This is a genomic window from Pantoea sp. PNT03, from assembly GCF_014852515.1.
In the GTDB taxonomy this organism is placed as follows: Bacteria; Pseudomonadota; Gammaproteobacteria; order Enterobacterales; family Enterobacteriaceae; genus Pantoea; species Pantoea leporis.
In genome coordinates this window covers 398,347-418,830 of sequence record NZ_JACVBT010000005.1, presented here as the reverse complement: position 1 = coordinate 418,830, position 20,484 = coordinate 398,347, and the positions used below count along the sequence as shown (strand labels likewise).

The following is a 20,484-nucleotide window of genomic DNA, read 5'->3' as shown; positions in this document are numbered from 1 at the left end:
CTGAACTCTCGTTTCATTCTGCTGATGCCCACGCCCATGTTACGCTCCATCGAGTCCTGGAAAGTTAATCTGATATCTGTTTGGTTTGGCTGCTTTTTTACCGGCCTTGCTATCAGCCAGATCATTCCCTTCCTGCCGCTGTATGTGGAAGAACTCGGGATTCGTGGCGGTAACGCGCTCAGCGTCTGGTCTGGACTCACTTTCAGCGTCACCTTCATTGTTTCTGCCGCCGTCGCGCCGTTGTGGGGCAGCCTTGCTGACCGTAAAGGGCGCAAGCTAATGCTGCTGCGCGCCTCTTTCGGCATGGGCGCGGTGATTCTGCTGCAGGCGTTTGTCACTCAGGCGTGGCAGCTGTTGCTGCTGCGCGCGCTGATGGGCCTTACGTCCGGCTACATTCCCAATGCGATGGCGCTGGTGGCGGCGCAGGTGCCGCGCGAGCGCAGCGGCTGGGCGCTCAGCTGTGTTTCCACCGGGCAGATCAGCGGCGTCATTCTCGGGCCGATGATTGGCGGTTTGCTGGCGGACTGGCTCGGTTTACGCATGGTGTTTATCGTCACCGCCGTGCTGCTGATGGTGAGCTTTCTCGTCACCTTATTTCTGATAAAAGAGACCGGTTATACGCCGGTTAGCAAGCAGGACAAGCTGAGCGGGCGCGACGTGTTTCTCACCCTCGATAATCCGCGCTTAATGATCTGCCTGTTCTTCACCACCATGGTGATTCAGATGTGCAACGGCTCGGTGAACCCCATCCTGACGCTGTTCGTGCGCGAGCTGGCACCGAATGCGCAGAACATCGCGTTTCTCAGCGGGGTGATCGCCGCGCTGCCGGGCGTATCGGCGCTGATCTCCGCGCCACGGCTGGGTAAACTCGGCGATCGTATTGGCACGCAACGCATTCTGCTCGCCACTATGATGGTTTCATTATTGCTGCTGGTGGCGATGTCGTTCGTCACCAGCGCGACGCAGTTGGGCGTGTTGCGTTTCCTGTTGGGGTTTGCCGATGGTGCCATGATGCCGGCGGTGCAAACGCTGCTGGTGCGGCATTCACGCGATAACGTCACCGGGCGCATTTTCGGCTACAACCAATCGTTTATGTACTTGGGTAACGTGGCGGGTCCGCTGCTGGGCGCGGCGGTATCGGCGGCAACCGGCTATCGCTGGGTGTTCTTCGCCACGGCGATGGTGGTGATGGTTAACGTGATCTTCCTGCGCCGCTTCTATCGTCGGCCGAAAACCACGCTGACTCCACCTTTGAGCCAGCGTGAAACCGCAGAAAAACCTACTGACGCAACGTCAGCGCGTAGTGCCAGCGCTGCTGAGAAAGCAAAAACTCCGGGCTAACGCTTGGGCTCCATGAATCATCACCGCCGACGCCCATGTGGAAGCCATCGAGGTGCAGCCAGCACCCATCCTCTTGCTGCAATAAGTGGCGATGCGAGGTGGCACGCAGCTGTTCAAGGCTGAAGCGACTGAGCGAAAAGGCGAAGTCGCCGCTCACCTGCAAGCCATTGCTATGTAACTGACGCGTGCCACAGCGCAAACCATTTTCACCGGGGAACACATACGCGGTGCTGAGCGCTGCCAGTGGCAGCTGCCAGCGCGAGAACTGCGCCGCCAGTTGGCGATCCGGATAGTTCTCGTGCGGGCCCAAACCGAGCCAGCTCACCTGCTGCGGCGACTTCGCCAGTTGGCAGCGCAGCCCGATGCGTGCCGGCGCCGGCAGACCGGGCGCCTGTTCCACATTGACGCTAATGGACAACTCACCGTTAGCATTAATTTGATAGCGTTTGTGGCTGGTGAAAGCCAGCTGACCGTTGGCCAGCCACTGATGCCAGGTTTCAATCAGCACGCTGTGTTTCAGGCTATCGACCTGCATATCCACCAGCACCGCTTGCAACTCATCGTAGCCCGCACGTTTCCAGCGCTCGACCCACGCATTGGGATCAACATTGGCAGCTTCGCTGGTGCCGATATCGTTATCAATCGGCGCACGAATAAAGCACTCCTGCAGCGGCGTGAGCAGCGTTTCTTCATCATCGACAAACCATTGCACCAGCTCGCCACTGCGGCGCGAGAAGTGCCAGCGCTGCTGCGGCACTACTACCGCCACCAGATCGTGATTGGCAATCAGTTCCGGCGCGGTGGCACCGAGCTCTACAACGCGCACCGGCAGCGCAGCGGGCAGCGGCCACTGATCCCAGGCGACGCGCGCATCCGCTTCGGACCACGGCGTGGCGTTGATTTGATGCACCGCCAGATTAAGCCACGCGTAGCCCTGCAAATCTTCACTGGCGGGCAGCGTAAAGGTCTGGCTGCCTTGAGCGGCGAGATCGAGCGGCAGTTCACCGCTGGCGATGGCAACGCCATCCTGCTCGATTGACCAGCGCAGCACTTCGTTATCGCTGCGGCGGAACAGATATTCGCTGCTGACGGTAAAGCGAGACGGCTCGTTAGCATCCCGCTGAAACTGGAAGTACTGCTGCGCGCGCTGGGCTTCAAACAGCGCCGGATGCGGTGAGCGGTCGGCAAAAACCAGCCCGTTCATGCAGAACTGGCGATCGTTCGGCGTATCGCCAAAATCCCCGCCGTAGGCTTGCCAGGCTTCACCGTTTTCGTCGTAGCGCGTCAGGCTTTGATCGACCCAATCCCAGACGAAGCCGCCCTGCAAGCGCGGGAACTGGCGGAAGGCTTGCCAGTATTTCGCGAAACCGCCAAAGCTGTTGCCCATCGCGTGGGCGTATTCACACAGAATCAATGGCCGCGTCTCGCCCGGCAAACCAATCCACTTTTTCAGCGACCACTTTGGCACCGCCGGAAAAGGCTGATCCTGATCGACGCGCGCGTACATCGGGCAGACGATATCGGTGGCGGCGGTGTTGGCGCCACCGCCTTCGTACTGCACCGGACGCGTCGGATCGCTGCTTTTCACCCAGTGATAGAGCGCATCGTGCGTGCTGCCGTGACCTGATTCGTTGCCCAGCGACCAGATAATAATGCAGGCATGATTGCGGTCGCGCTGCACCATGCGCGTGACGCGCTCGCTGTAGGCGGCGAACCAGCGCGGATCGCTGGAGAGGCGATTCATGGGCTGCATACCGTGCGTTTCGATATTCGCCTCATCCACCACATACAAACCGTATTGATCGCACAGGCGATACCACAGCGGATGATTGGGATAGTGCGCGCAGCGTACCGCGTTGAAGTTGTGGCGCTTCATCAGCTCGATATCGCGGCGCATGCTGGCTTCATCCACCACCTGACCGTGTTCCGGGTGATGTTCATGGCGGTTCACACCACGAATCAGCAGCGGCTTGCCGTTGAGGCACAATTGGCCCTGTTCAATGCTGACGCGGCGGAAACCGACGTCGTAAGCTTCGGCTTCGAGCACGGCACCGTTTTCATCCATCAGCGTCACCACCGCGCGATAGAGATGCGGCGTTTCGGCGCTCCACAGTTGCGGCTGGTTGACCGGCAAGATCAGCAGGGCGCGTTCGGGATAATGTCCGCGCTCGTCGATAATCGCGCTGCCGGGTGCCTGTTCCTGCTCACCAATGCAGCTGTCGCCGCGCCACAAACTGACGCGCAGACGGCACTGCGCGGGCTGACGATCGCCGGCGTAGATCTTGACGCTGACACGCAGATCGCCGCGCAGGTATTCCGGGCTCAGCACGGTTTCAATCTGCACATCGGCCAGTTGCGTTTCCGGCTTATGCAGCAAGCTGACATCACGGAAGATGCCGCTCATGCGCCACATATCCTGATCTTCCAGATAGCTGCCATCGCACCAGCGCAGCACCATCACGGCTAAGCGGTTCTGGCCGGGCTGCAAAGCGTGAGTGAGATCAAACTCAGCGGGCAGGCGGCTGTCCTGCGAATAGCCGATCCACTGGCCGTTACACCACAGGAAGAAGGCCGAATTTACGCCGTCGAAGATAATGCGCGTTTGGCCCTGTTGCAGCCAGCTAGCATCCACTGTGAATGTGAGCGAGTAGCATCCAGTAGGATTCTGTTGCGGCACCAAAGGTGGCGTTACCGGAATTGGATACTGCACGTTGGTATAAATTGGCGCGTCAAAGCCGTGCAGCTGCCAGTTTGCGGGCACCGGCAGCGCATCGGCGCCAGGCAAATCCTGCAGCAGCCAGCTTTGCGGTACCGCTTCCGGCTGCGTGAAGTAGCTGAAGCTCCATTGGCCGTTCAATAGCTGGCGCGAAGGCGAAGGGCGGTCATCGCGCGCGCTGATTTCGTCGCGCCAGCTGGCAAACGGCGGATGCGCATCCAGTCGATTAAGGCTGGTGATCACCGGATTTTCCCAGTCACGGCGCGCCAGAATTTCACTCAGGGAGACAGCAGATAAGCTCATGATGGGATCTCATTTATTGTAATGCGCTCACATTGCGTGAAATCGCACCGGCTGTAAAGCGTTCAACCACGATTTTGCGCAGCGCGTTGGCAGCAATCTATGCCAGCCGTGCAATGTTTTTGCCGCTTTAGTGCCAGTAAATTGTTAAGCGTGGTGAGCAGAGATGAATAGCGCCGGGTTGCGGAGAATTCTGTATTGTCGTGTCCGATGCGGCCTCATACACTCAGCCCGATTTCACCATTCCGAGGTAATTATGGTCCGTATGATTAAAATCGCCGCAGTTGTGGCATTGGTCACCGCGTTGAGCGGTTGTATTTTCCCACCTCCGGGTGGCGGCGGTTGGGGCGGCGGTCATGGCGGCGGCGGTCCGGGACGCGGCTTTATGGGGCCGCATTAATACCCGTCATACTTCAGGCTGCAGGTGCGTTGGCTGCGTGCATTCACCTTCAGTCACTTAGTGAAGTAAGCTCCTAAGGATGATTGCACTTGCCGCCTTCCTGCACCTCGAATTATTCAGGGCATAGGTGAGCGAAACGTTTCAATAAATCTTTGAACGTCCAGTGAAACGTTTCGCTATTACCTGTTGAAATCTAGCCGGTTTTTTTATTCTGCCGTTTGGCTGTTTTTTCTCTAAAACGGCTTAAAAATCCTTGTTGTTTTATTCAGCGCAATGCTAACGTCTGTTTTTCTTCTCTCATTGAGCTTGTCGCATGAAAAACCTGATTGCGGAACTCCTTCTAAAGCTGGCTGAAAAAGAAGAAGAGTCTAAAGAATTAGTGGCTCAGGTTGAGGCATTAGAGATCGTGTTAACCGCGATGCTGCGCAAACTGAATCCCGATCAATTCCACGACATTGAGGCCGCTATTAAATTAGCCATGCCGCCCGTCGCTCCCGCGGCTGAAACGCCCGATACCACCATGCTGCGTAATTACGTAGAGAAGTTGCTGCATCATCCGCGCGTATAATGGCTATCGCCTGTTTTTGCAGGCAATTGTTATTATCGATTTCTCGTATTTGCTTATTCCGTGCCATGCTTAGAGAGCAATAATGCTACGGAGAATCCGGTAATGAAATCGTGTCTTTTGGCAATAATGACAGCAGGCTTGCTGATTGCAGGCGGAGCGAGTGCGGCAGAGAAAACCGCACAGCAGGAAAAAATGACCCAGTGTAACCAGAGCGCCGGTACACAAAATCTGAAAGGCGATGCGCGTAAAAGCTTTATGAGTGACTGTCTGAAAAAAGACAGCAAAATAGGCAGTATGACGCCGCAACAAATGAAGATGAAAACCTGTAATGCTGATGCGAGCGATAAAAAGCTCACCGGCGATGCACGTAAAACGTTTATGAGTTCGTGCCTGAAGAAAAGCTGATTTAATTAGCGATAAATCGTCGCCGTTTTTAAATCACTCATGCGTGAAAAGGAATAAGGGTTCATGTTTAGCGTGAACCCTTTTTTTATTGCTGTAAGCTGCGGCGCAGACATATTCAATTTTACTTATCACGTCAGAGGAAAAACTCATATCAGGATCCTCATCACAAAATCGCACCGATAACGCTGCCAGGATGCTTTAGTCCTAAATGATGACTAATTATTCCATCCGCTCAATCCCCGCGAAGCCAGAGCGTTCGTTGGGCAGCCTTTACCTGTGGAGTCTGCTATGAATGTGCTTGATTATGCTGTGATGGCGCTTTATGCGCTGATGATTGTGGCTATAACCTTGTGGGCGATGCGCAAGGTGGGCAGCACGCGTGATTTCTTTGCGGCTGGCGGCAAAATGCCGTGGTGGCTGTCGGGCGTGTCGCATCATATGTCAGGATACAGCGCGGCGGTGTTTGTCGCCTATGCGGCGGTGGCTTACAACATGGGCATCACCATCTATTTTTGGTGGGCGTTTCCCATCGCGATTGCGGTGTTGATAGGTTCACGCCTGTTTGCGCCGCGCTGGGCGCGCTTGCGCATCTATATGAACATCGAATCGCCGATGGAATATCTCGCCACGCGCTACAACTTGCCAACGCAAATGGTGCTGGCGTGGAGCGGGGTGCTGCTGAAAACTTTTGACGTCGGCGCGAAGTGGGCGGCAATTGCGGTGATCATCAACGTCTTTACCGGACTCGATCCGCTGATTGGCATCTGCGTTTCCGGCGCGCTGAGTTTGTTTTACACCGTGATGGGCGGATTGTGGGCGGATGCCTGCAACGACTTCGGCCAGTTCGTGGTGCAATTTGTGGCCGCGATTGTGATGGTGGTCGCGGTGGCGGTGCATCTCGGCGGATTTGCTGAACTGTTCATCATCTGGCAGCGTTTGCCGCCAACCCATACCCAGATTATTCAGGAGCCGTACAGCATCGGCTTTATTCTCGCCTATTTCGTCATCTACACGCTGAGCTACAACGGCGGCACCTGGAATCTGGCGCAGCGCTTTATTGCCGCGCCCGCCGGCCGCGATGCACGCAAAGCGGCGCGCCTCTCCGCCGCGCTCTATCTCATCTGGCCGCTGATTCTGTTCTGGCCGATGTGGGCAGCGCCGCTGCTGTTTCCCAATCTCAGCGATCCGTCGCGCTCTTATTCGATGATGGCGATGGAGCTGCTGCCGAATGGTCTAGTGGGTTTGGTGCTGGTGGCGATGTTTACTCACACGCTGTCGATGACCTCGTCGGATGCCAACGCCATTACGGCGGTGGTGACGCGCGATATCCTGCCCGGCATGCTGCCGAAACACTTTCAGCGCGGTAAAAGCTCGCTGCTGGTGGCGCGGCTCACCGCTTTTATCTTCATTATCACCACGCTGGTGATTGCCATGAACGCCAGCCACTTCGGCGGCGTGCTGTCGCTGCTGATCATCTGGTTTGGCGGCTTAGTCGGCCCGATCTCCATTCCCATGCTGCTGGGTTTGCTGCCGGCATTTCGTCGCAGCGGTAGCGCCGCCGCGCTGGTGAGTTGGGCGATCGGCGTCGGCACTTTCTTCTGCGTGAAATTTGTCTTTACCGATGTCAGCACCGACACCGTGGTGGCTGCGCCGGTGATGTCCTCGCTGGTGCTGTTTGTGGTGATGGGCTGGTTACGCCGCGCGCCGGTGCGCCCGGAAGTAGATCAGCTGCTGAACGCACTCAATCAGGATCAGGATGCGCCCGCCGCTCAGCGCTGGGCGCACAAAAGCAACGTCTCTCAGGAGGGATAATATGACGCTCTTACAACAGGGAACCCGAGATCGCTTACGGATCAAACGCTTCGCCAGCCGCGCGGCATTAGGTGCTGCTGCGGCGCAGGATGTGGCCGCGTTTCTGCGTCAACGGCTGAGTGAACAGCATGTGGTGCGCATGGTGTTTGCCGCCGCGCCCTCGCAAAACGAGTTTCTCGACGCGCTGGTTGCGGCTGGGGATATCGACTGGTCGCGTATTCACGCCTTCCATATGGACGAGTACATCGGGCTGGAGACGGATGCGCCGCAGCGTTTCAGCCACTTTTTACGCCAGAAGCTGTTTGATAGGGTGCAGCCTGGCGAAGTCCATTTGATTCCTTCTTGCGGCGATCCTGCCGCGATCTGTGCGGATTACGCGGCAAAAATTAATGCCGCGTCAATTGATGCGGTGTGCCTTGGCATTGGCGAGAACGGCCATTTAGCCTTCAACGATCCGCCGGTGGCCGACTTCAACGATCCTTTCTCCGTTAAGGTGGTGCAGCTGGATAATGCCTGCCGCCAGCAGCAGGTCAACGATGGCTGTTTCGCCAGTTTCGAGGCGGTACCGACGCATGCCGTGACGCTAACGATTCCCGCCTTGATGAGCGGTGCGCGGCTGTTCTGCATGGTGCCGGGTGCGAGCAAACGCGCGGCGGTGCGCGCAACGCTTGAGGATGCGATCTCCACCGCGTGTCCGGCGACGTGTCTGCGCCAGCATGCCGATTGTACGCTCTATACCGACAGCGATGCCTGCCCGGAGGTGACCTTTGACTAACCTCATTTTGCGCGGTCGCGATTACCGCACGCTGCAACCGATTGAGCTGGAGATTGAGCACTGCACCATCAGTGATGTGCGCGCGCTGAATAAACTGGAAGAGGAGATCATCCTCGCGCCGGGCTTGGTCGATCTGCAGGTCAACGGCTTTCAGGGCGTCGATTTCAACCACTTTCCTTTTAGCGAAGAGGATGTGCTAAACGCCACGTGCGCGCTGTGGCAGCAGGGCGTCACCAGCTTTCTGCCAACGGTGATCACCGCCATGCCGGAGGAAATTGCGCAGGCGATGCAGCGACTCGCCAGCGCCCGCCAGCATCATCCTGACGTGGCACGCGCCGTTCCGGGGTTTCATCTGGAAGGACCTTTTTTGTCGCCTGAAGATGGGCCGCGCGGTGCGCATCCGCGCGAGGCGATTCGCGCACCGGATATTGCGCTGTTCGACAGCTGGCAGCAAGCCGCGCAGCAGCATATTCGCCTGCTCACGCTGTCGCCGGAATGGCCGCACAGCGATGCGCTGATCAAACATTGTGTGGCGCAGCAGGTGCGCGTCGCCATTGGGCATACGTCCGCCACGCCAGCGCAAATTCACGCGGCGGTTGACGCGGGCGCCACGCTCTCCACCCATCTCGGCAACGGCGCGCATCTGCAACTGCCGCGTCATCCCAATTACATCTGGCAGCAGCTGGCGGAAGATGCGCTGACGGCCACGTTGATTGCCGATGGCGATCACCTGCCGGCGGACGTGTTGAAAGTGTTCCTGCGTGCCAAAGGCGAGCAGGCGCTGCTGGTCAGTGACGTCACCTCGTTCGCTGGGCAGCCGCCGGGCATCTACGACACTGCGATTGGCGGCCGCGTGCAGCTTAGCGCTAGCGGACGCCTGAGCATCGCCGATGCGCCGCAGCTGCTGGCGGGATCGGCGCGTGGTTTGCTGGAGGGCGTGAACTTCCTGCTGCGCCATCAGCTGGCGACGCTGGCGCAGGCGATTGAGATGGCGTCTGTTCGTCCGGCGCGGCAGCTCAATCTGCCGCAGCAACAAGGTTTGGCCTGCGGCGCACCCGCCGATGTGCTGCTGCTGGCTGCTCAGGCGGACGGCGGCGTGGCTTTACGCGGCTGTGTGAAGCAAGGCGCTGTCGTGTGGCGGGATGGTGAAGATTATCTTTAGCGAATAAACAATAACTTACCTACCGTAGCGCGTTGTCGATGCGGACAAATCACCATGCTTTGCCAGGCTTACTCTTTGTAGGGATTTGCTGATTACCTCAAAAACCACAAGAAAGGAGGCCTAACGTGAGCTATCAAACTGTCGTGGAACTCAAGTCGCTGGCACAGCGCAAACCCACCAAATTTACCGTCGGCGACACCGATGTGGTACTGATTCGTGACGATGAGCGGGTGCAGGCGTTTCAGGCCAAATGCCCGCACGCCGGGGCGCCGTTAGAGCAGGGCGCGGTGTGTGGCGACAAGCTGATCTGTCCGTGGCACAAAGCGGTGTTTCAGCTGCAGGATGGGCAGATGTGCGAGCCGCTGGCGCTGGCGAATCTCAAGCGTTATCCGGTGCGCATCGAACAAGGCAAAGTGCTGGTCAGCCCGCAGGCGATGTCACCCGCCAGTGCGCCCTCCGCACAAGGTGAGTCACCGGTATGCGTGATTCTCGGTTCGGGCGCGGCGGGGAGTGCGGCGATCTGGACGCTGCGCGATGAAGGTTTTAAAGGGCATATTGTGTTGATCGAGCGGGAATCGGCCGCACCTTACGATCGCACCGCATTGAGCAAATTCGTGCCGTCCGGCAAAATGGCGATTGAGGATGTACCCAGGCTGCTGCAGCAGGATGTGCTGGGTACGGTGGAACGGATTCAGGGCGATGTCGAGCAGCTCAAAGCGCTTGAGCAAACGCTGATCCTTAAAGGCGGTCAGCAAGTGAAGTTTGACCAACTGCTCATTGCCAGCGGCGGCGTGCCGCAACCGCTCGATATACCGGGTAAAGATCTCGACGGCGTGCATCTGCTGCGATCGCTTAATCAGGCCGATGAGTTACTCAAAGAGGTGGATAAAACCGAGCAGCTGGTGATTATCGGCAACAGCTTTATCGGCATGGAGATGGCAGGTTCGCTGCGTAATCGTGATGTTGATGTCACGGTGATTGCGCGCCATCCGCTGCCGTTTGCTAAACAGTTTGGCGAAGAGATTGGCCGCCACTTTTACGATCTGCATCGCAGCAACGGCGTGAAGTTTGTCGAAGGCGATCCCGTGGCGCTGGAAGGCGAGGGCAAAGTCACTGCCGTGCGCCTGAAGAGTGGCAAAAAAGTCGATGCCAGCCTGGTGCTGTTTGGCACGGGCGTGGTGCCGGCGACCTCATTCATCCACGACCTGCCGCTGGAAGAAGATGGCAGCTTGCTTACCGACAGCCAGCTGCGCGTGGCCGATAACATCTGGGTGGCCGGTGATATCGCCAGTTATCCGTCAGTGCAGGGCCCACAACGCATTGAGCACTATCGCGTTGCGCACCAGCAAGGGCGCATCGCGGCGCTGAATATGTTAGGGAAAAAGATCCTGTATGACCGCGTGCCGTTCTTCTGGACCGCGCATTACGGTACCCGCTATGAGTATCTGGGGCATGCGGAAGAGTGGGACGATTACCGGCTGCTGGGATCGCTGCAGAATAAGCAGTTTATCGCTTTCTATTGTCAGGAGGGGATGATTGCGGCGGTGTGTTCTGCCGGGTTATATACGCTGACAGCAGCGCTGGTGCAGGAGATGCAGCAGCCCATGACGCTGGCGCAGGGTATTGCGCTGTATGAGGCGTACGCAGCGGCCTGATGCCCTCACCCCGGCCCTCTCCCACAGGGAGAGGGAGACGCAGCCACATGCCCGATCGGACCCCTCTCCCGCATGCGCGAGTTCGCCACATGCTCGATCCGTTCCCTCTCCGGCTTGCGGGAGAGGGTTAGCGTGAGGGGCAAAGCGCACCGATCACTGCTTACTCAACGCCTCTGACTTCGCCATACACTGCTGCATCGCATTAATCACCGCGGCGCGGAAGCCTTTCTCTTCCAGCACTTTCACCGCTTCGATGGTGGTGCCGCCTGGCGAGCACACCATATCTTTCAGCTCGCCGGGATGCTTGCCGGTTTCCAGCACCATCTGCGCCGAACCTTTGACCGCCTGCGCCGCAAACTGATATGCCTGCGCACGCGGCATGCCGCCGAGCACCGCCGCATCGGCCATCGCTTCGATAAACATAAACACATAGGCTGGCGCTGAGCCGCTCACGCCAACCACCGCGTGAATCAGGTATTCATTTACCACCGCCGCTTTGCCGAAGCTTTCGAAAATCCCCACCACTTCATCCACTTCATGCGCTTCCACCAGCACGTTTGGCGTCACCGAGGTCATACCTTCGTTCACCAGTGATGGCGTATTGGGCATCACGCGGATGATTTTGCGATCGTGGCCGAGCACCGATGCCAGAGAATCCAGCGTCACGCCTGCGGCGATCGAGACCACCAGCACATCTTTCTTCAGCTGGCCGGCAAGATCTTTCAGTACTTTGAGAATCACATTGGGTTTCACCGCGCCAAACAGGATATCCACTTCGCGCGCCAGACTTTCCACGCTGTCTGCGGCGGTGACGCCATATTGCTGCGCCATCGCCTGATTGGTGGCGGGCTTACGGTCGAACACCCAGATATTGGCGGGGGCGATCTGCCCGCTGTTGACCAGTCCGCTAATGATGGCTTTCGCCATATTGCCGCAGCCGACAAACCCGATTTTCTTCTCCAGCATCGCTTTATCCTCTAAGTGGTTCATTTTCTGTGGGGGTAAGCTTACGTCAGCGAGGATTAATAACAAGGCGGGCGGCCAGCAAAAACAGTTGCCATTCTGCCGTAGCACGGCAAGATCAGCCTCATTGTCTGTGAAAAAGGAGTCATCATGTCGATTTGGGTTGATGCCGATGCCTGTCCCAATGTCATCAAAGAAGTGCTGTACCGCGCGGCTGAGCGCACCAAAGTTACCGTGACCTTTGTCGCCAACCAACCGCTGCGCGTGCCGCCGTCGCCGTGGCTGAAAACGCTGCAGGTTGCTGCCGGGTTTGACGTGGCGGATAACGAGATTGTGAAACGGGTGCAGCCCGGCGAGCTGGTGATCACCGGCGATATTCCGCTGGCGGCAGAAGTACTGGAGAAGGGCGCTGCGGCGCTGAATCCGCGCGGAGAGCGTTATTCAACAGACACCATTCGTCAGCGCTTAACCATGCGTGACTTTATGGAAACGATGCGCGCCAGCGGGATTCAGAGTGGCGGCCCGTCGACCTTAAGCCAACGCGACCGCCAACTGTTCGCCAATGAACTGGATAAGTGGTTACGTCAGCGCTGATCAGACGAAGCTATCATCGTCGTCAAAGTCGCCGCCGCTGCCAAAGTCACCGAAATCATTGTTGTCCGCCAGGTTGTTATCCCAGCCCGAGTTATCATTCAGGAACGCATTGTTGCTGTCGTTGCCGTTAAAGGTGTCGAGGCTGTTATCGACCTGCGGCAGCGCCGGTTCGTTGATGATGTTAACGATCTCTTCCGGCTGCGAATGGTGGAACATGCTGGTCAGCATATCCGCCATCACCACGCCGCCCGCCACGCCAACGGCCGTCTGCAATGCGCCGCCGAGGAAGCCGGTGCCGCGTGCCGCCGGCGCAGCAGATTGCTGCTGTGGTGGCGCATATTGCTGTTGTGGCTGCGGCGGTGGATTCCCCCACGCTGGCTGCTGCTGTGCCGCCGGGCGCGATCCGCCACCAAACAGGCTTGAGAGAAAACCGCCGCTGCTCTGCTGCGGTGCCTGTTGCTGCTGCGCCTGCGCCAGACGATTTTCCAGATCCGTAACCTGCGCATTAAGCTTTTTCAGCGCCGCTTCCTGAATCAGGATCGCCTGTGACATGTAGTAAGGCGCGCCGGGCTGATTCTGTAAATGCTGTTTGATTAACTGCTCTGCGCCAGCATCACGCGGGCCGCTTTGCGTCTCAGCCTGTTTCAGTCGGCTGAACAGGTTTTCAATAAGTTGTTGTTCTTCGCTTTGCATGGGGAACCCTCCGTTAAGGTATGCCTCATATATGAGGGCGCGACCGAAGAAAGTAAATCAGCGGCCTGGTAAGGAAATGTTGGCCGCTGTTACATTTGGCCCGATGCACGATTCATGCATTGTTTTTTGCAGCTTAATCAAACGACTAGCTTAGGATGTGACTGAAATACGCGTAAATCGTGCCTCGCGGGTGGCTGATAAAATAAAATCCAGGTATTATGCGACGCATTATTGACCTGATGACGTTGCCCGTGCGGCACATTACGGCGGAGGATGAGCCTGGATGTCATTACCCATCTATCTGATCGGCGCACGCGGTTGCGGTAAAACCACGGTTGGCCAGGCGCTGTCGCAAGCGCTGGGCTATGCCTTTAACGATACCGATCACTATTTGCAACTCACTACGCAACGCAGCGTGGCGGAGATTGTGGCATCTGAAGGGTGGGATAGCTTCCGCGCCCGCGAAACGGAATCGCTGCGCGCGGTCACCGCTCCGAATACGGTCATCGCCACCGGCGGCGGCATGGTGCTGGCGGAAGTGAATTGTCGCTTTATGCGCGAACACGGCCAGGTGATTTGGCTGAACGCGCCTTCAGACGTGCTGGCCGATCGTCTGGAACATCAGCCGGAAGCAGCGCAGCGTCCCACCTTAACCGGCCGCCCGATTGCCGAAGAGATGGGCGATATTTTGCGGGAGCGTGCTCATTTGTATCGCCAAACCGCGCATCATGAAGTCAACGCGATGCAATCGCCCGATCGCGTAGTAGAGCAAATTCTGCAATCGCTCTCTTTAGCGCGCGCCAGCTAAACCCTCAGATTTCTCTCTGTTTTTTTGCAGCGATCCTCAGTTGTCTATACTTAGCGTTAGGCAGAGGATCACCGCTGTCTGTGGACAACTGATAGAAGAGGGAAAACAATGCCAACGAAACCACCCTATCCGCGCGTCGCGCGTATTGTCGCCGTTGAAAAAGGTTCGGCGGATCAAACCGTCACCTGGTATGAATTACGTGCCGACCATCCCAAACCCGATACATTAATAAGCGAACACAAAAGCGAAACCGAAGCGCAAGATGCCAAAGAGCGCTACGAAGACGCTGATAAAGATTAAGTTTACCCGTCATATTTCAAGCTGCAGGTGCGTTGGCTGCATGTGTTCACCCCAGTCACTTACCTAAGTAAGCTCCTGGGTTTCACCCATTTGCCGCCTCCCTGCAACTTGAATTATTTAGGGTAAAGAATCTCAGCCGAAAAACTGCCATATTCCAAAAAAGTTACACACTTTCCTGCGGAATATTTAACTCACCTGATTACATCATTTATTTCCCACTTCACGCCGTATTTTATTCTGCCTTAAATTCCCTCAGAAACGTCCGGCTTAAAATTTGCGCTTGACCGTCAAAGCGTCGCGCTTTACTTTCTGGTTATTGAAAGAGGAACTGTGTTCCATATAGTGAAACCGACGCCATGACCACACTCGAAAATGCCTCCGCTGTACTGAAGCTGTTTCAGCGCTTTGGCGTGACGCAGGGCCATCCCGGCTTGACCTTTACCGAGGTGGTGGATGCGTTAGGCATGCCGAAAAGCACGGTCTCGCGCCTGTTAGCGACCATGGAAAGTGAAGGCTTACTTGAGCGTGACACTGAAAGTCGCTGCTTCCAGATTGGTCGCGTGCTGCTGTCGGTGGCGGGTCACTATCTGTCGACGCCGCTGGTGGATAGCGCGTCGGCGCCGATGGCGCGCCTGGCGGCCAGCAGCGGTTGCATGGGTTATATCTCGGTGCTGGATGGCGACGATGTGTTGGTGATGCGCATGTATCATGGCCGCTTCTTCACCCAGTTGGTGACGCCGCCGGGCACGCGCGTTTCATTGACCGGCACTTCGACCGGACGCGTGCTGCTGGCGCAGCTCAGTGATGACGAGGTTCGCGACCGATTTGCCAGCAACTGGCAGGCGGCTTCGATGAACTCGCCGCTGAGCGTCGATGCGTTATGCAAAGAGTTAGAGGTAATTCGCCAGCAAGGCTGGGCACTGGCGCGCAATGAGACGCTGCCGGGCATCAGTTCGCTGGCGGTCGCGGTAACCAATAAACATCGCGGTGAAAGTGCCGCGCTCTGTCTCTCGTTTTTATCGCAAGAAGCGGCGCCCGGATATCCGGAGAGGCTGCTCAGCGAACTACGCGCAACGGCTGCACTGATGGCCGAAAAATACGGCGCATAATCCTGTCCAAAACAGGAAACCCTATTTTAGTTTTGAAGGCGTTTATTCGCGCCACACCAGGGAAATAGCAGGTCTTCGGACCTGCTTATTTCAATAATCAGGGAACGATTAATATAAAAACGTTGATGTCCCGCGTGTCGGGCACTTCGAATTAAAGCGTTTTCTACAGGGTGAAAATACGGGGATCTCATGCGTCAAAATAATCCAATAAAAAGCGTTGGCGTTGCCTTAATGCTGGTTCTGCTGTCCGTTGCCGGCGCTATCATTGGGGTTCAGCTTATTACCACCATTGGGGTAACACCCAATACCTCTATTATCGGCGCGCTGTTTGCCATGCTGCTGGCGCGTATTCCACTGCAATGGTTTCGTCGCTATCGCTCCATTGAAGTACAAAACCTCGCGCAAACCGCCATCTCCTCTGCCACCTTCGGTGCGGCCAACAGCCTGTTGATGCCGATCGCGGTGCCGTGGGCGCTGGGCGAGCCGCAGCTGGTGTTGCCACTGTTTGTCGGCGTCAGCGCGGCGATGCTGCTCGATGCTTATTTACTCTATCGTCTATTTGATACCCGCGTCTTCCCGGCCAGCAATGCGTGGCCGCCGGGCGTGGCGGCAGCCGAAGCGATCAAAGCCGGTGACAAAGGCGGTCGTCAGGCTTGGCTGCTGGTGGTGGGGATTGTTGGCGGCATCGTGGGTTCGATGCTGAAGATCCCGATGTCGGCATTTGGCACCGCGTTTATCGGTAATATCTGGGCGCTCAGCATGCTAGGTATGGGTTTCCTGCTGCGAGCCTACGCGCAACCGGTTGCTGGCATTGATATCAACGCACTCTATATTCCGCACGGTGTGATGGTCGGTGCCGGTTTGGTAGCGTTGATTCAGGTGGTGCAGGTGATTCGTAGCCGCCGCAATGATCAGGTCAACGTCAGCCGTAGCGACAGCGAAGTCAAACGTTCGCTGGGTTTCGGCACCGTCGGTTACATCGTCATCTCCACGCTGCTGGCGCTGGCGGGCGGCTTGTGGAGTCAGATGGGCCTGCCGATGCTGGTGCTGTTTATCCTTTACGCCGCCTTTGCTGCCTTCGTGCATGAATTGATTGTTGGTATCGCCGCCATGCACTCTGGCTGGTTCCCGGCCTTTGCGGTGGCCCTGATCACCCTGATTCTCGGTATTCTGCTCGGCTTCCCGCCGTTGGCCTTGTGCCTGCTGTGTGGCTTTACCGCCGCTACCGGTCCGGCGTTTGCCGATATGGGTTATGACCTGAAAGCCGGCTTTATCCTGCGCGGTAACGGCGCCGATGTGCAGCAAGAGCTGTGGGGCCGCCGTATCCAGCTGATCGCCGCGATGATTGCCTTTGTGATCTGTATTCCCGTGGTGTGGTACGCGCACACCATTTTCTTTGCCGAGAATCTGCTGCCGCCGGTGGCGCGCGTCTATGCCAAAACCATTCAGGCCGGTGCCGAACCGGGGATTGCCGGCAACCTGCTGATGTGGGCGATTCCGGGCGCGATTATTCAGTTGATCGGCGGACCGAAACGTCAGCTTGGCGTCCTGCTGGCGACCGGCTTGTTAATCAACAACGCCGCGGCAGGTTGGGCGGTGATGGTGGGCATCGCGCTGCGCATTATCATCCTGCGCGTGTGGGGCGAGCGTGGACGTTCACCGATGGAGGTGATGGCCGCCGGATTTATCGCGGGCGACGCGCTCTACAGCTTCTTCCATTCACTTTTTGCCAGCGGCAGCAAAAAATAATCCAGGAAATTGATGATGAGTTTACAGCAGACACTGCAGGTCTTTGAGTTACTCGATAGCGCTTACATTGATGGCCAACAGGTGGTCGATCTGTTCGCGGCCTATCCGGGCGTCACCGCCAGCACGAAACGCGTTAGCGGGCCAAAAGGGCGGACCGATTTCGTCCGCATCGATATCCCCGGTGCGCAGGGCAAAAGCAACGGCGGCAGTGCGCCAACACTCGGCATCATTGGCCGTCTCGGCGGTATTGGTGCGCGTCCAACGCGCATTGGTATGGTATCGGATGCCGATGGCGCCGTCGCGGCGGTGAGCAGTGCCTTGAAGCTGGCGCAGATGCAGACCAAAGGCGACGTGCTGGCCGGTGATGTGATTATCACCACCCACATCTGCCCGGATGCGCCAACCCGTCCGCACGAGCCAGTCGATTTCATGGATTCGCCGTGCGACGACATCACCATGAATGACAACGAAGTGATCGCTGGCGTTGATGCGATTCTGTCGATCGATACCACCAAAGGTAACCGCATTCTCAATCATAAAGGCTACGCGCTGTCGCCGACGGTGAAAGAGGGCTACATCCTGCGCGTGTCAGAAGATCTGTTACGCATCATGGAGATGACCAGCGGCAAACCGGCGGTTACCTTCCCGATCACCACGCAGGACATCACGCCATACGGCAACGGGGTTTATCACCTCAACAGTATTTTGCAACCTTCCACCGCGACGGATGTACCGGTGGTCGGCGTGGCGATCTGTGCCGAATCGGTGGTGCCGGGCTGCGGTACCGGCGCGAGCCACGAAGTGGATATCGCCTTAGCGGTGAAGTTTGCGGTGGAAGTGGCGAAAGAGTTCGGGCGTGAAACCTGTCACTTCTACGACCCGCAAGAGTACGCTCTGCTGCTCTCTTTGTATGGTAGTCTCAGCCATCTGCGTACCCGGAAAGCCTGATGATGAACATCTCCCTGGTCACACTGACGATTGGTCAATCACCGCGCAGCGACATTCTGCCGCTGCTGCTGGAACATCTGCCCGCCGATCAGGTGGCGCATGCCGGTTTACTCGACGGCCTGACGCTGGCCGAAGTCGAGCAGCAGTATGCGCCTGCACCGGGCGACAAAGTGCTGGTGTCACGCATGACCAGCGGCGAGCAGGTACGCCTGTCCGTAGCAAGAGTGGAGCAGGGACTGCAATGTAAGATCAACGCGCTGGAGCAGCAGGGCTATGACACCATTTTGCTGCTGTGCACCGGCGAGTTTGGCGCGCTGAAAACCCAATCCGCTTTGCTGCTGGAGCCCGATCGCATCATCCCACCGCTGGTATGCGCGATTGTGCAAGATCATAAAGTCGGGATTGTGGTGCCGGTGGAAGAGCAGATTGCCGAGCAGGCCAACAAGTGGCGCAATCTGATCACTCCGCCGTGTTTTGCCGTTGCCAGCCCGTATCTGGCGGAGCAGGCCGATTTGGTGGAAGCGGGATTGTCGCTGCAGGAGCAGGGCGCGGATGTGGTGGTGCTGGATTGCATCGGCTATCAACAGCAGCACCGCGATTTCCTGCAGAAAATGCTGGGCATTCCGGTACTGCTGTCGAACGTGCTGGTGGCCAAGCTGGCGGCAGAATTGATCGTCTAACGCAGGGAGATCACAAGTTGCGATCTGTGGCGCTAATTCGCGTGACAGATCAGCGAGTTCCTTAGTAATCTGCCAGTCACGATAATGTGCTGTGAGGAAGTAATATGCTCAATACAAGTGAGTATTTCGACGGAAAAGTGAAATCCATTGGTTTCGACAGCGTGACCATTGGCCGTGCCAGCGTTGGCGTGATGGCGGAAGGTGAATACACCTTCGGCACCAATCAACCGGAAGAGATGACGGTGGTGAGCGGCGCGCTGAAAGTGCTGCTGCCGGGCGAAACCGAGTGGAAATGGTACGAAGCCGGCACCAGCTTCAACGTGCCAGGCCAAAGCGAATTCCATCTGCAGGTGGCAGAGCCTTCTTCTTATCTGTGCCGCTACCTCTAAACTCAAGCTTTAGAACATCTTAAACCTGCGACTTCTGTTGAAGCGCAGGTTTTTTTATTGCTCACCCCACGAAAATCCTGCTGGTTTGTCGTAGGGTCACCCTTAATGGCGACCAGGATCGAGAGGATTAACGCTTCGCTTCGCCGCCTAACGCTTCGACCAGATTGCTGATCAGTGCGGCCAGTTCGCTGGTCATCAGAATGAAATCGGCATCGAAACGCTGGGCGAAATCATCGCGGTCGATGTCATCATTCTGCTCACGCAGCGTGTCGCTGAACTTCAAACGCTTCACTGAAGCATCATCGGCGATAACGAACTGAATGCGTTCCTGCCAGTCAAGCGCTAGCTTAGTGACCACTTTGCCGGCTTCAATGTGTGTAGCGATTTCGTCGGAAATCAGATCCTGCTTCTTACAGCGGATCACGCCGCCATCTTCCAGCATGGCTTTCAGCTCGGCTTCATCCATCAGGGCAAAACCGGCTGGCAGCTCACCTGAGCGCACCCATTCGGTCAGCGTCAGCTCGATCGGATTCTCCAGCGTCAGCGGTACCACCGGCAGCGAACCGAGGCTTTTACGCAGCAGCGCCAGCGTGTCTTCGGCTTTTTTGGCGCTGGCACAGTCGACGATGATCAGATTGTTAACGGTGTCGATCCACATATACGTCTGGCTGAAACGGCTAAACGCGCGTGGCAGCAAGCTGTGCAGCACTTCATCTTTCAGCGAATCTTTCTCGGTCTTCTTCAGCTTGCGGCTCTGTTCTGCTTCCAGCTTGTCGATTTTGGCTTCCAGCGCCTGCTTCACCACCGGCGACGGCAGAATCTTCTGCTCGGTGCGTGCACAAATCACCATCTGACCGTTGATTTCGTGCGTCAGCGCTTCGCTGCGGTTGCCCATCGGTGAAACCCAGCCGGTTTTCGCCATATCCTGGCTGCCGCATGGCGAAAAGGTAAAGGCGTCGAGCTGTTTTTCCAGATCGTCTGCGGACAGCGGAATGTCACGATTCAGACGATAAACCATCATATTTTTAAACCACAACATCGGGATTCCTTACCGTGGGTGCGATCGGGCGCACAAGTCTCAAAGTCAGCGCGCATGATAGCGAAACATCGGATTGGT

At 57.1% G+C, this 20,484-nt stretch carries 20 protein-coding genes; 16 read left to right on the top strand and 4 right to left on the bottom strand.

Annotation, left to right across the window (positions count from 1 at the left end; translation table 11 throughout):
* Positions 1–36: 36 nt before the first annotated feature.
* Positions 37–1,341: a multidrug efflux MFS transporter gene (locus IB226_RS19255; RefSeq protein ID WP_192236735.1), complete on the top strand. Its 1,305-nt coding sequence runs from the start codon at positions 37–39 to the stop codon at positions 1,339–1,341.
* On the opposite strand, the gene IB226_RS19250 is transcribed toward IB226_RS19255, so the two are convergent.
* Positions 1,280–4,360, bottom strand: coding sequence for a beta-galactosidase (locus tag IB226_RS19250; RefSeq protein ID WP_192236734.1), 3,081 nt, complete (start codon positions 4,358–4,360; stop codon positions 1,280–1,282). The two genes, IB226_RS19255 and IB226_RS19250, sit on opposite strands and share 62 nt — an antisense overlap.
* A 253-nt stretch (positions 4,361–4,613) precedes the next feature.
* Here IB226_RS19250 and IB226_RS19245 point away from each other — a divergent pair, with 253 nt between their 5' ends.
* The 7 genes from IB226_RS19245 (at position 4,614) to IB226_RS19215 (ending at position 11,134) form a co-directional block, all read left to right on the top strand.
* Positions 4,614–4,757, top strand: a complete 144-nt coding sequence (locus IB226_RS19245) for a hypothetical protein (RefSeq protein ID WP_192236733.1) — start codon at positions 4,614–4,616, stop codon at positions 4,755–4,757.
* Positions 4,758–5,070: 313 nt separating this feature from the next.
* Positions 5,071–5,325, top strand: a complete 255-nt coding sequence (gene iraP, locus IB226_RS19240) for an anti-adapter protein IraP (RefSeq protein ID WP_101762480.1) — start codon at positions 5,071–5,073, stop codon at positions 5,323–5,325.
* Between the two features lie 102 nt (positions 5,326–5,427).
* Positions 5,428–5,730, top strand: coding sequence for a PsiF family protein (locus IB226_RS19235; RefSeq protein ID WP_101762479.1), 303 nt, complete (start codon positions 5,428–5,430; stop codon positions 5,728–5,730).
* Positions 5,731–6,018: 288 nt separating this feature from the next.
* A complete protein-coding gene (locus IB226_RS19230) occupies positions 6,019–7,542 on the top strand; it encodes a sodium:solute symporter family protein (RefSeq protein ID WP_192236732.1) in 1,524 nt (507 codons plus the stop codon).
* A gap of 1 nt (position 7,543) precedes the next feature.
* Positions 7,544–8,317, top strand: coding sequence for a glucosamine-6-phosphate deaminase (locus tag IB226_RS19225; RefSeq protein ID WP_192236731.1), 774 nt, complete (start codon positions 7,544–7,546; stop codon positions 8,315–8,317).
* A complete protein-coding gene (locus IB226_RS19220) occupies positions 8,310–9,479 on the top strand; it encodes an N-acetylglucosamine-6-phosphate deacetylase (protein WP_192236730.1) in 1,170 nt (389 codons plus the stop codon). The genes IB226_RS19225 and IB226_RS19220 overlap by 8 nt, the downstream gene beginning before the upstream one ends.
* 125 nt (positions 9,480–9,604) lie before the next feature.
* Positions 9,605–11,134 carry an FAD-dependent oxidoreductase gene (locus tag IB226_RS19215; RefSeq protein ID WP_192236729.1) on the top strand — a complete coding sequence of 510 codons (1,530 nt, stop codon included), beginning with the start codon at positions 9,605–9,607 and terminating at the stop codon, positions 11,132–11,134.
* A gap of 153 nt (positions 11,135–11,287) precedes the next feature.
* Here IB226_RS19215 and proC read toward each other — a convergent pair whose 3' ends face one another.
* The gene (gene proC / locus IB226_RS19210) at positions 11,288–12,100 is read right to left on the bottom strand and encodes a pyrroline-5-carboxylate reductase (RefSeq protein WP_064740399.1); all 813 of its coding nucleotides are present in this window, start codon (positions 12,098–12,100) and stop codon (positions 11,288–11,290) included.
* A gap of 147 nt (positions 12,101–12,247) precedes the next feature.
* On the opposite strand from proC, the gene IB226_RS19205 reads away from it, so the two are divergent.
* Positions 12,248–12,691, top strand: a complete 444-nt coding sequence (locus IB226_RS19205) for a YaiI/YqxD family protein (RefSeq protein WP_008106050.1) — start codon at positions 12,248–12,250, stop codon at positions 12,689–12,691.
* On the opposite strand, the gene IB226_RS19200 is transcribed toward IB226_RS19205, so the two are convergent.
* Entirely contained in the window at positions 12,692–13,384 is a 693-nt protein-coding gene (locus tag IB226_RS19200) for a DUF2076 domain-containing protein (protein ID WP_101762473.1), read from the bottom strand.
* Between the two features lie 283 nt (positions 13,385–13,667).
* Between IB226_RS19200 and aroL the strand changes: the two genes are divergently transcribed.
* The 7 genes from aroL (at position 13,668) to ppnP (ending at position 19,367) form a co-directional block, all read left to right on the top strand.
* Entirely contained in the window at positions 13,668–14,192 is a 525-nt protein-coding gene (gene aroL / locus IB226_RS19195; RefSeq protein ID WP_110867770.1) for a shikimate kinase AroL, read from the top strand.
* A gap of 108 nt (positions 14,193–14,300) precedes the next feature.
* Positions 14,301–14,492: a YaiA family protein gene (locus IB226_RS19190; protein WP_192236728.1), complete on the top strand. Its 192-nt coding sequence runs from the start codon at positions 14,301–14,303 to the stop codon at positions 14,490–14,492.
* Positions 14,493–14,848: 356 nt separating this feature from the next.
* Entirely contained in the window at positions 14,849–15,601 is a 753-nt protein-coding gene (locus IB226_RS19185) for an IclR family transcriptional regulator (RefSeq protein ID WP_192236727.1), read from the top strand.
* Positions 15,602–15,790: 189 nt separating this feature from the next.
* The gene (locus tag IB226_RS19180) at positions 15,791–17,350 is read left to right on the top strand and encodes an OPT/YSL family transporter (RefSeq protein WP_110867769.1); all 1,560 of its coding nucleotides are present in this window, start codon (positions 15,791–15,793) and stop codon (positions 17,348–17,350) included.
* 15 nt (positions 17,351–17,365) lie between these two features.
* Positions 17,366–18,298 carry a DUF1177 domain-containing protein gene (locus IB226_RS19175; protein ID WP_110867768.1) on the top strand — a complete coding sequence of 311 codons (933 nt, stop codon included), beginning with the start codon at positions 17,366–17,368 and terminating at the stop codon, positions 18,296–18,298.
* Positions 18,299–18,300: 2 nt separating this feature from the next.
* Positions 18,301–18,978, top strand: a complete 678-nt coding sequence (locus IB226_RS19170; RefSeq protein ID WP_192236782.1) for an AroM family protein — start codon at positions 18,301–18,303, stop codon at positions 18,976–18,978.
* Between the two features lie 104 nt (positions 18,979–19,082).
* A complete protein-coding gene (gene ppnP / locus IB226_RS19165) occupies positions 19,083–19,367 on the top strand; it encodes a pyrimidine/purine nucleoside phosphorylase (RefSeq protein WP_101762466.1) in 285 nt (94 codons plus the stop codon).
* A 127-nt stretch (positions 19,368–19,494) separates the two neighbouring features.
* Here the strand turns inward: ppnP and rdgC are convergent, their stop codons facing one another.
* On the bottom strand, positions 19,495–20,406 hold the full coding sequence (gene rdgC, locus IB226_RS19160; RefSeq protein ID WP_008106069.1) for a recombination-associated protein RdgC: 912 nt from the start codon (positions 20,404–20,406) through the stop codon (positions 19,495–19,497).
* Positions 20,407–20,484 lie beyond the last annotated feature (78 nt).

Bases quoted from the DNA above. Each gene is read 5' to 3' on its own strand.
- IB226_RS19255 (WP_192236735.1), top strand. From the start codon at position 37: ATGTTACGCTCCATCGAGTCCTGGAAAGTTAATCTGATATCTGTTTGG.
- IB226_RS19250 (WP_192236734.1), bottom strand. From the start codon at position 4,360: ATGAGCTTATCTGCTGTCTCCCTGAGTGAAATTCTGGCGCGCCGTGAC.
- IB226_RS19245 (WP_192236733.1), top strand. From the start codon at position 4,614: ATGGTCCGTATGATTAAAATCGCCGCAGTTGTGGCATTGGTCACCGCG.
- iraP (WP_101762480.1), top strand. From the start codon at position 5,071: ATGAAAAACCTGATTGCGGAACTCCTTCTAAAGCTGGCTGAAAAAGAA.
- IB226_RS19235 (WP_101762479.1), top strand. From the start codon at position 5,428: ATGAAATCGTGTCTTTTGGCAATAATGACAGCAGGCTTGCTGATTGCA.
- IB226_RS19230 (WP_192236732.1), top strand. From the start codon at position 6,019: ATGAATGTGCTTGATTATGCTGTGATGGCGCTTTATGCGCTGATGATT.
- IB226_RS19225 (WP_192236731.1), top strand. From the start codon at position 7,544: ATGACGCTCTTACAACAGGGAACCCGAGATCGCTTACGGATCAAACGC.
- proC (WP_064740399.1), bottom strand. From the start codon at position 12,100: ATGCTGGAGAAGAAAATCGGGTTTGTCGGCTGCGGCAATATGGCGAAA.
- IB226_RS19205 (WP_008106050.1), top strand. From the start codon at position 12,248: ATGTCGATTTGGGTTGATGCCGATGCCTGTCCCAATGTCATCAAAGAA.
- IB226_RS19200 (WP_101762473.1), bottom strand. From the start codon at position 13,384: ATGCAAAGCGAAGAACAACAACTTATTGAAAACCTGTTCAGCCGACTG.
- aroL (WP_110867770.1), top strand. From the start codon at position 13,668: ATGTCATTACCCATCTATCTGATCGGCGCACGCGGTTGCGGTAAAACC.
- IB226_RS19190 (WP_192236728.1), top strand. From the start codon at position 14,301: ATGCCAACGAAACCACCCTATCCGCGCGTCGCGCGTATTGTCGCCGTT.
- IB226_RS19185 (WP_192236727.1), top strand. From the start codon at position 14,849: ATGACCACACTCGAAAATGCCTCCGCTGTACTGAAGCTGTTTCAGCGC.
- IB226_RS19180 (WP_110867769.1), top strand. From the start codon at position 15,791: ATGCGTCAAAATAATCCAATAAAAAGCGTTGGCGTTGCCTTAATGCTG.
- IB226_RS19175 (WP_110867768.1), top strand. From the start codon at position 17,366: ATGAGTTTACAGCAGACACTGCAGGTCTTTGAGTTACTCGATAGCGCT.
- IB226_RS19170 (WP_192236782.1), top strand. From the start codon at position 18,301: ATGAACATCTCCCTGGTCACACTGACGATTGGTCAATCACCGCGCAGC.
- ppnP (WP_101762466.1), top strand. From the start codon at position 19,083: ATGCTCAATACAAGTGAGTATTTCGACGGAAAAGTGAAATCCATTGGT.
- rdgC (WP_008106069.1), bottom strand. From the start codon at position 20,406: ATGTTGTGGTTTAAAAATATGATGGTTTATCGTCTGAATCGTGACATT.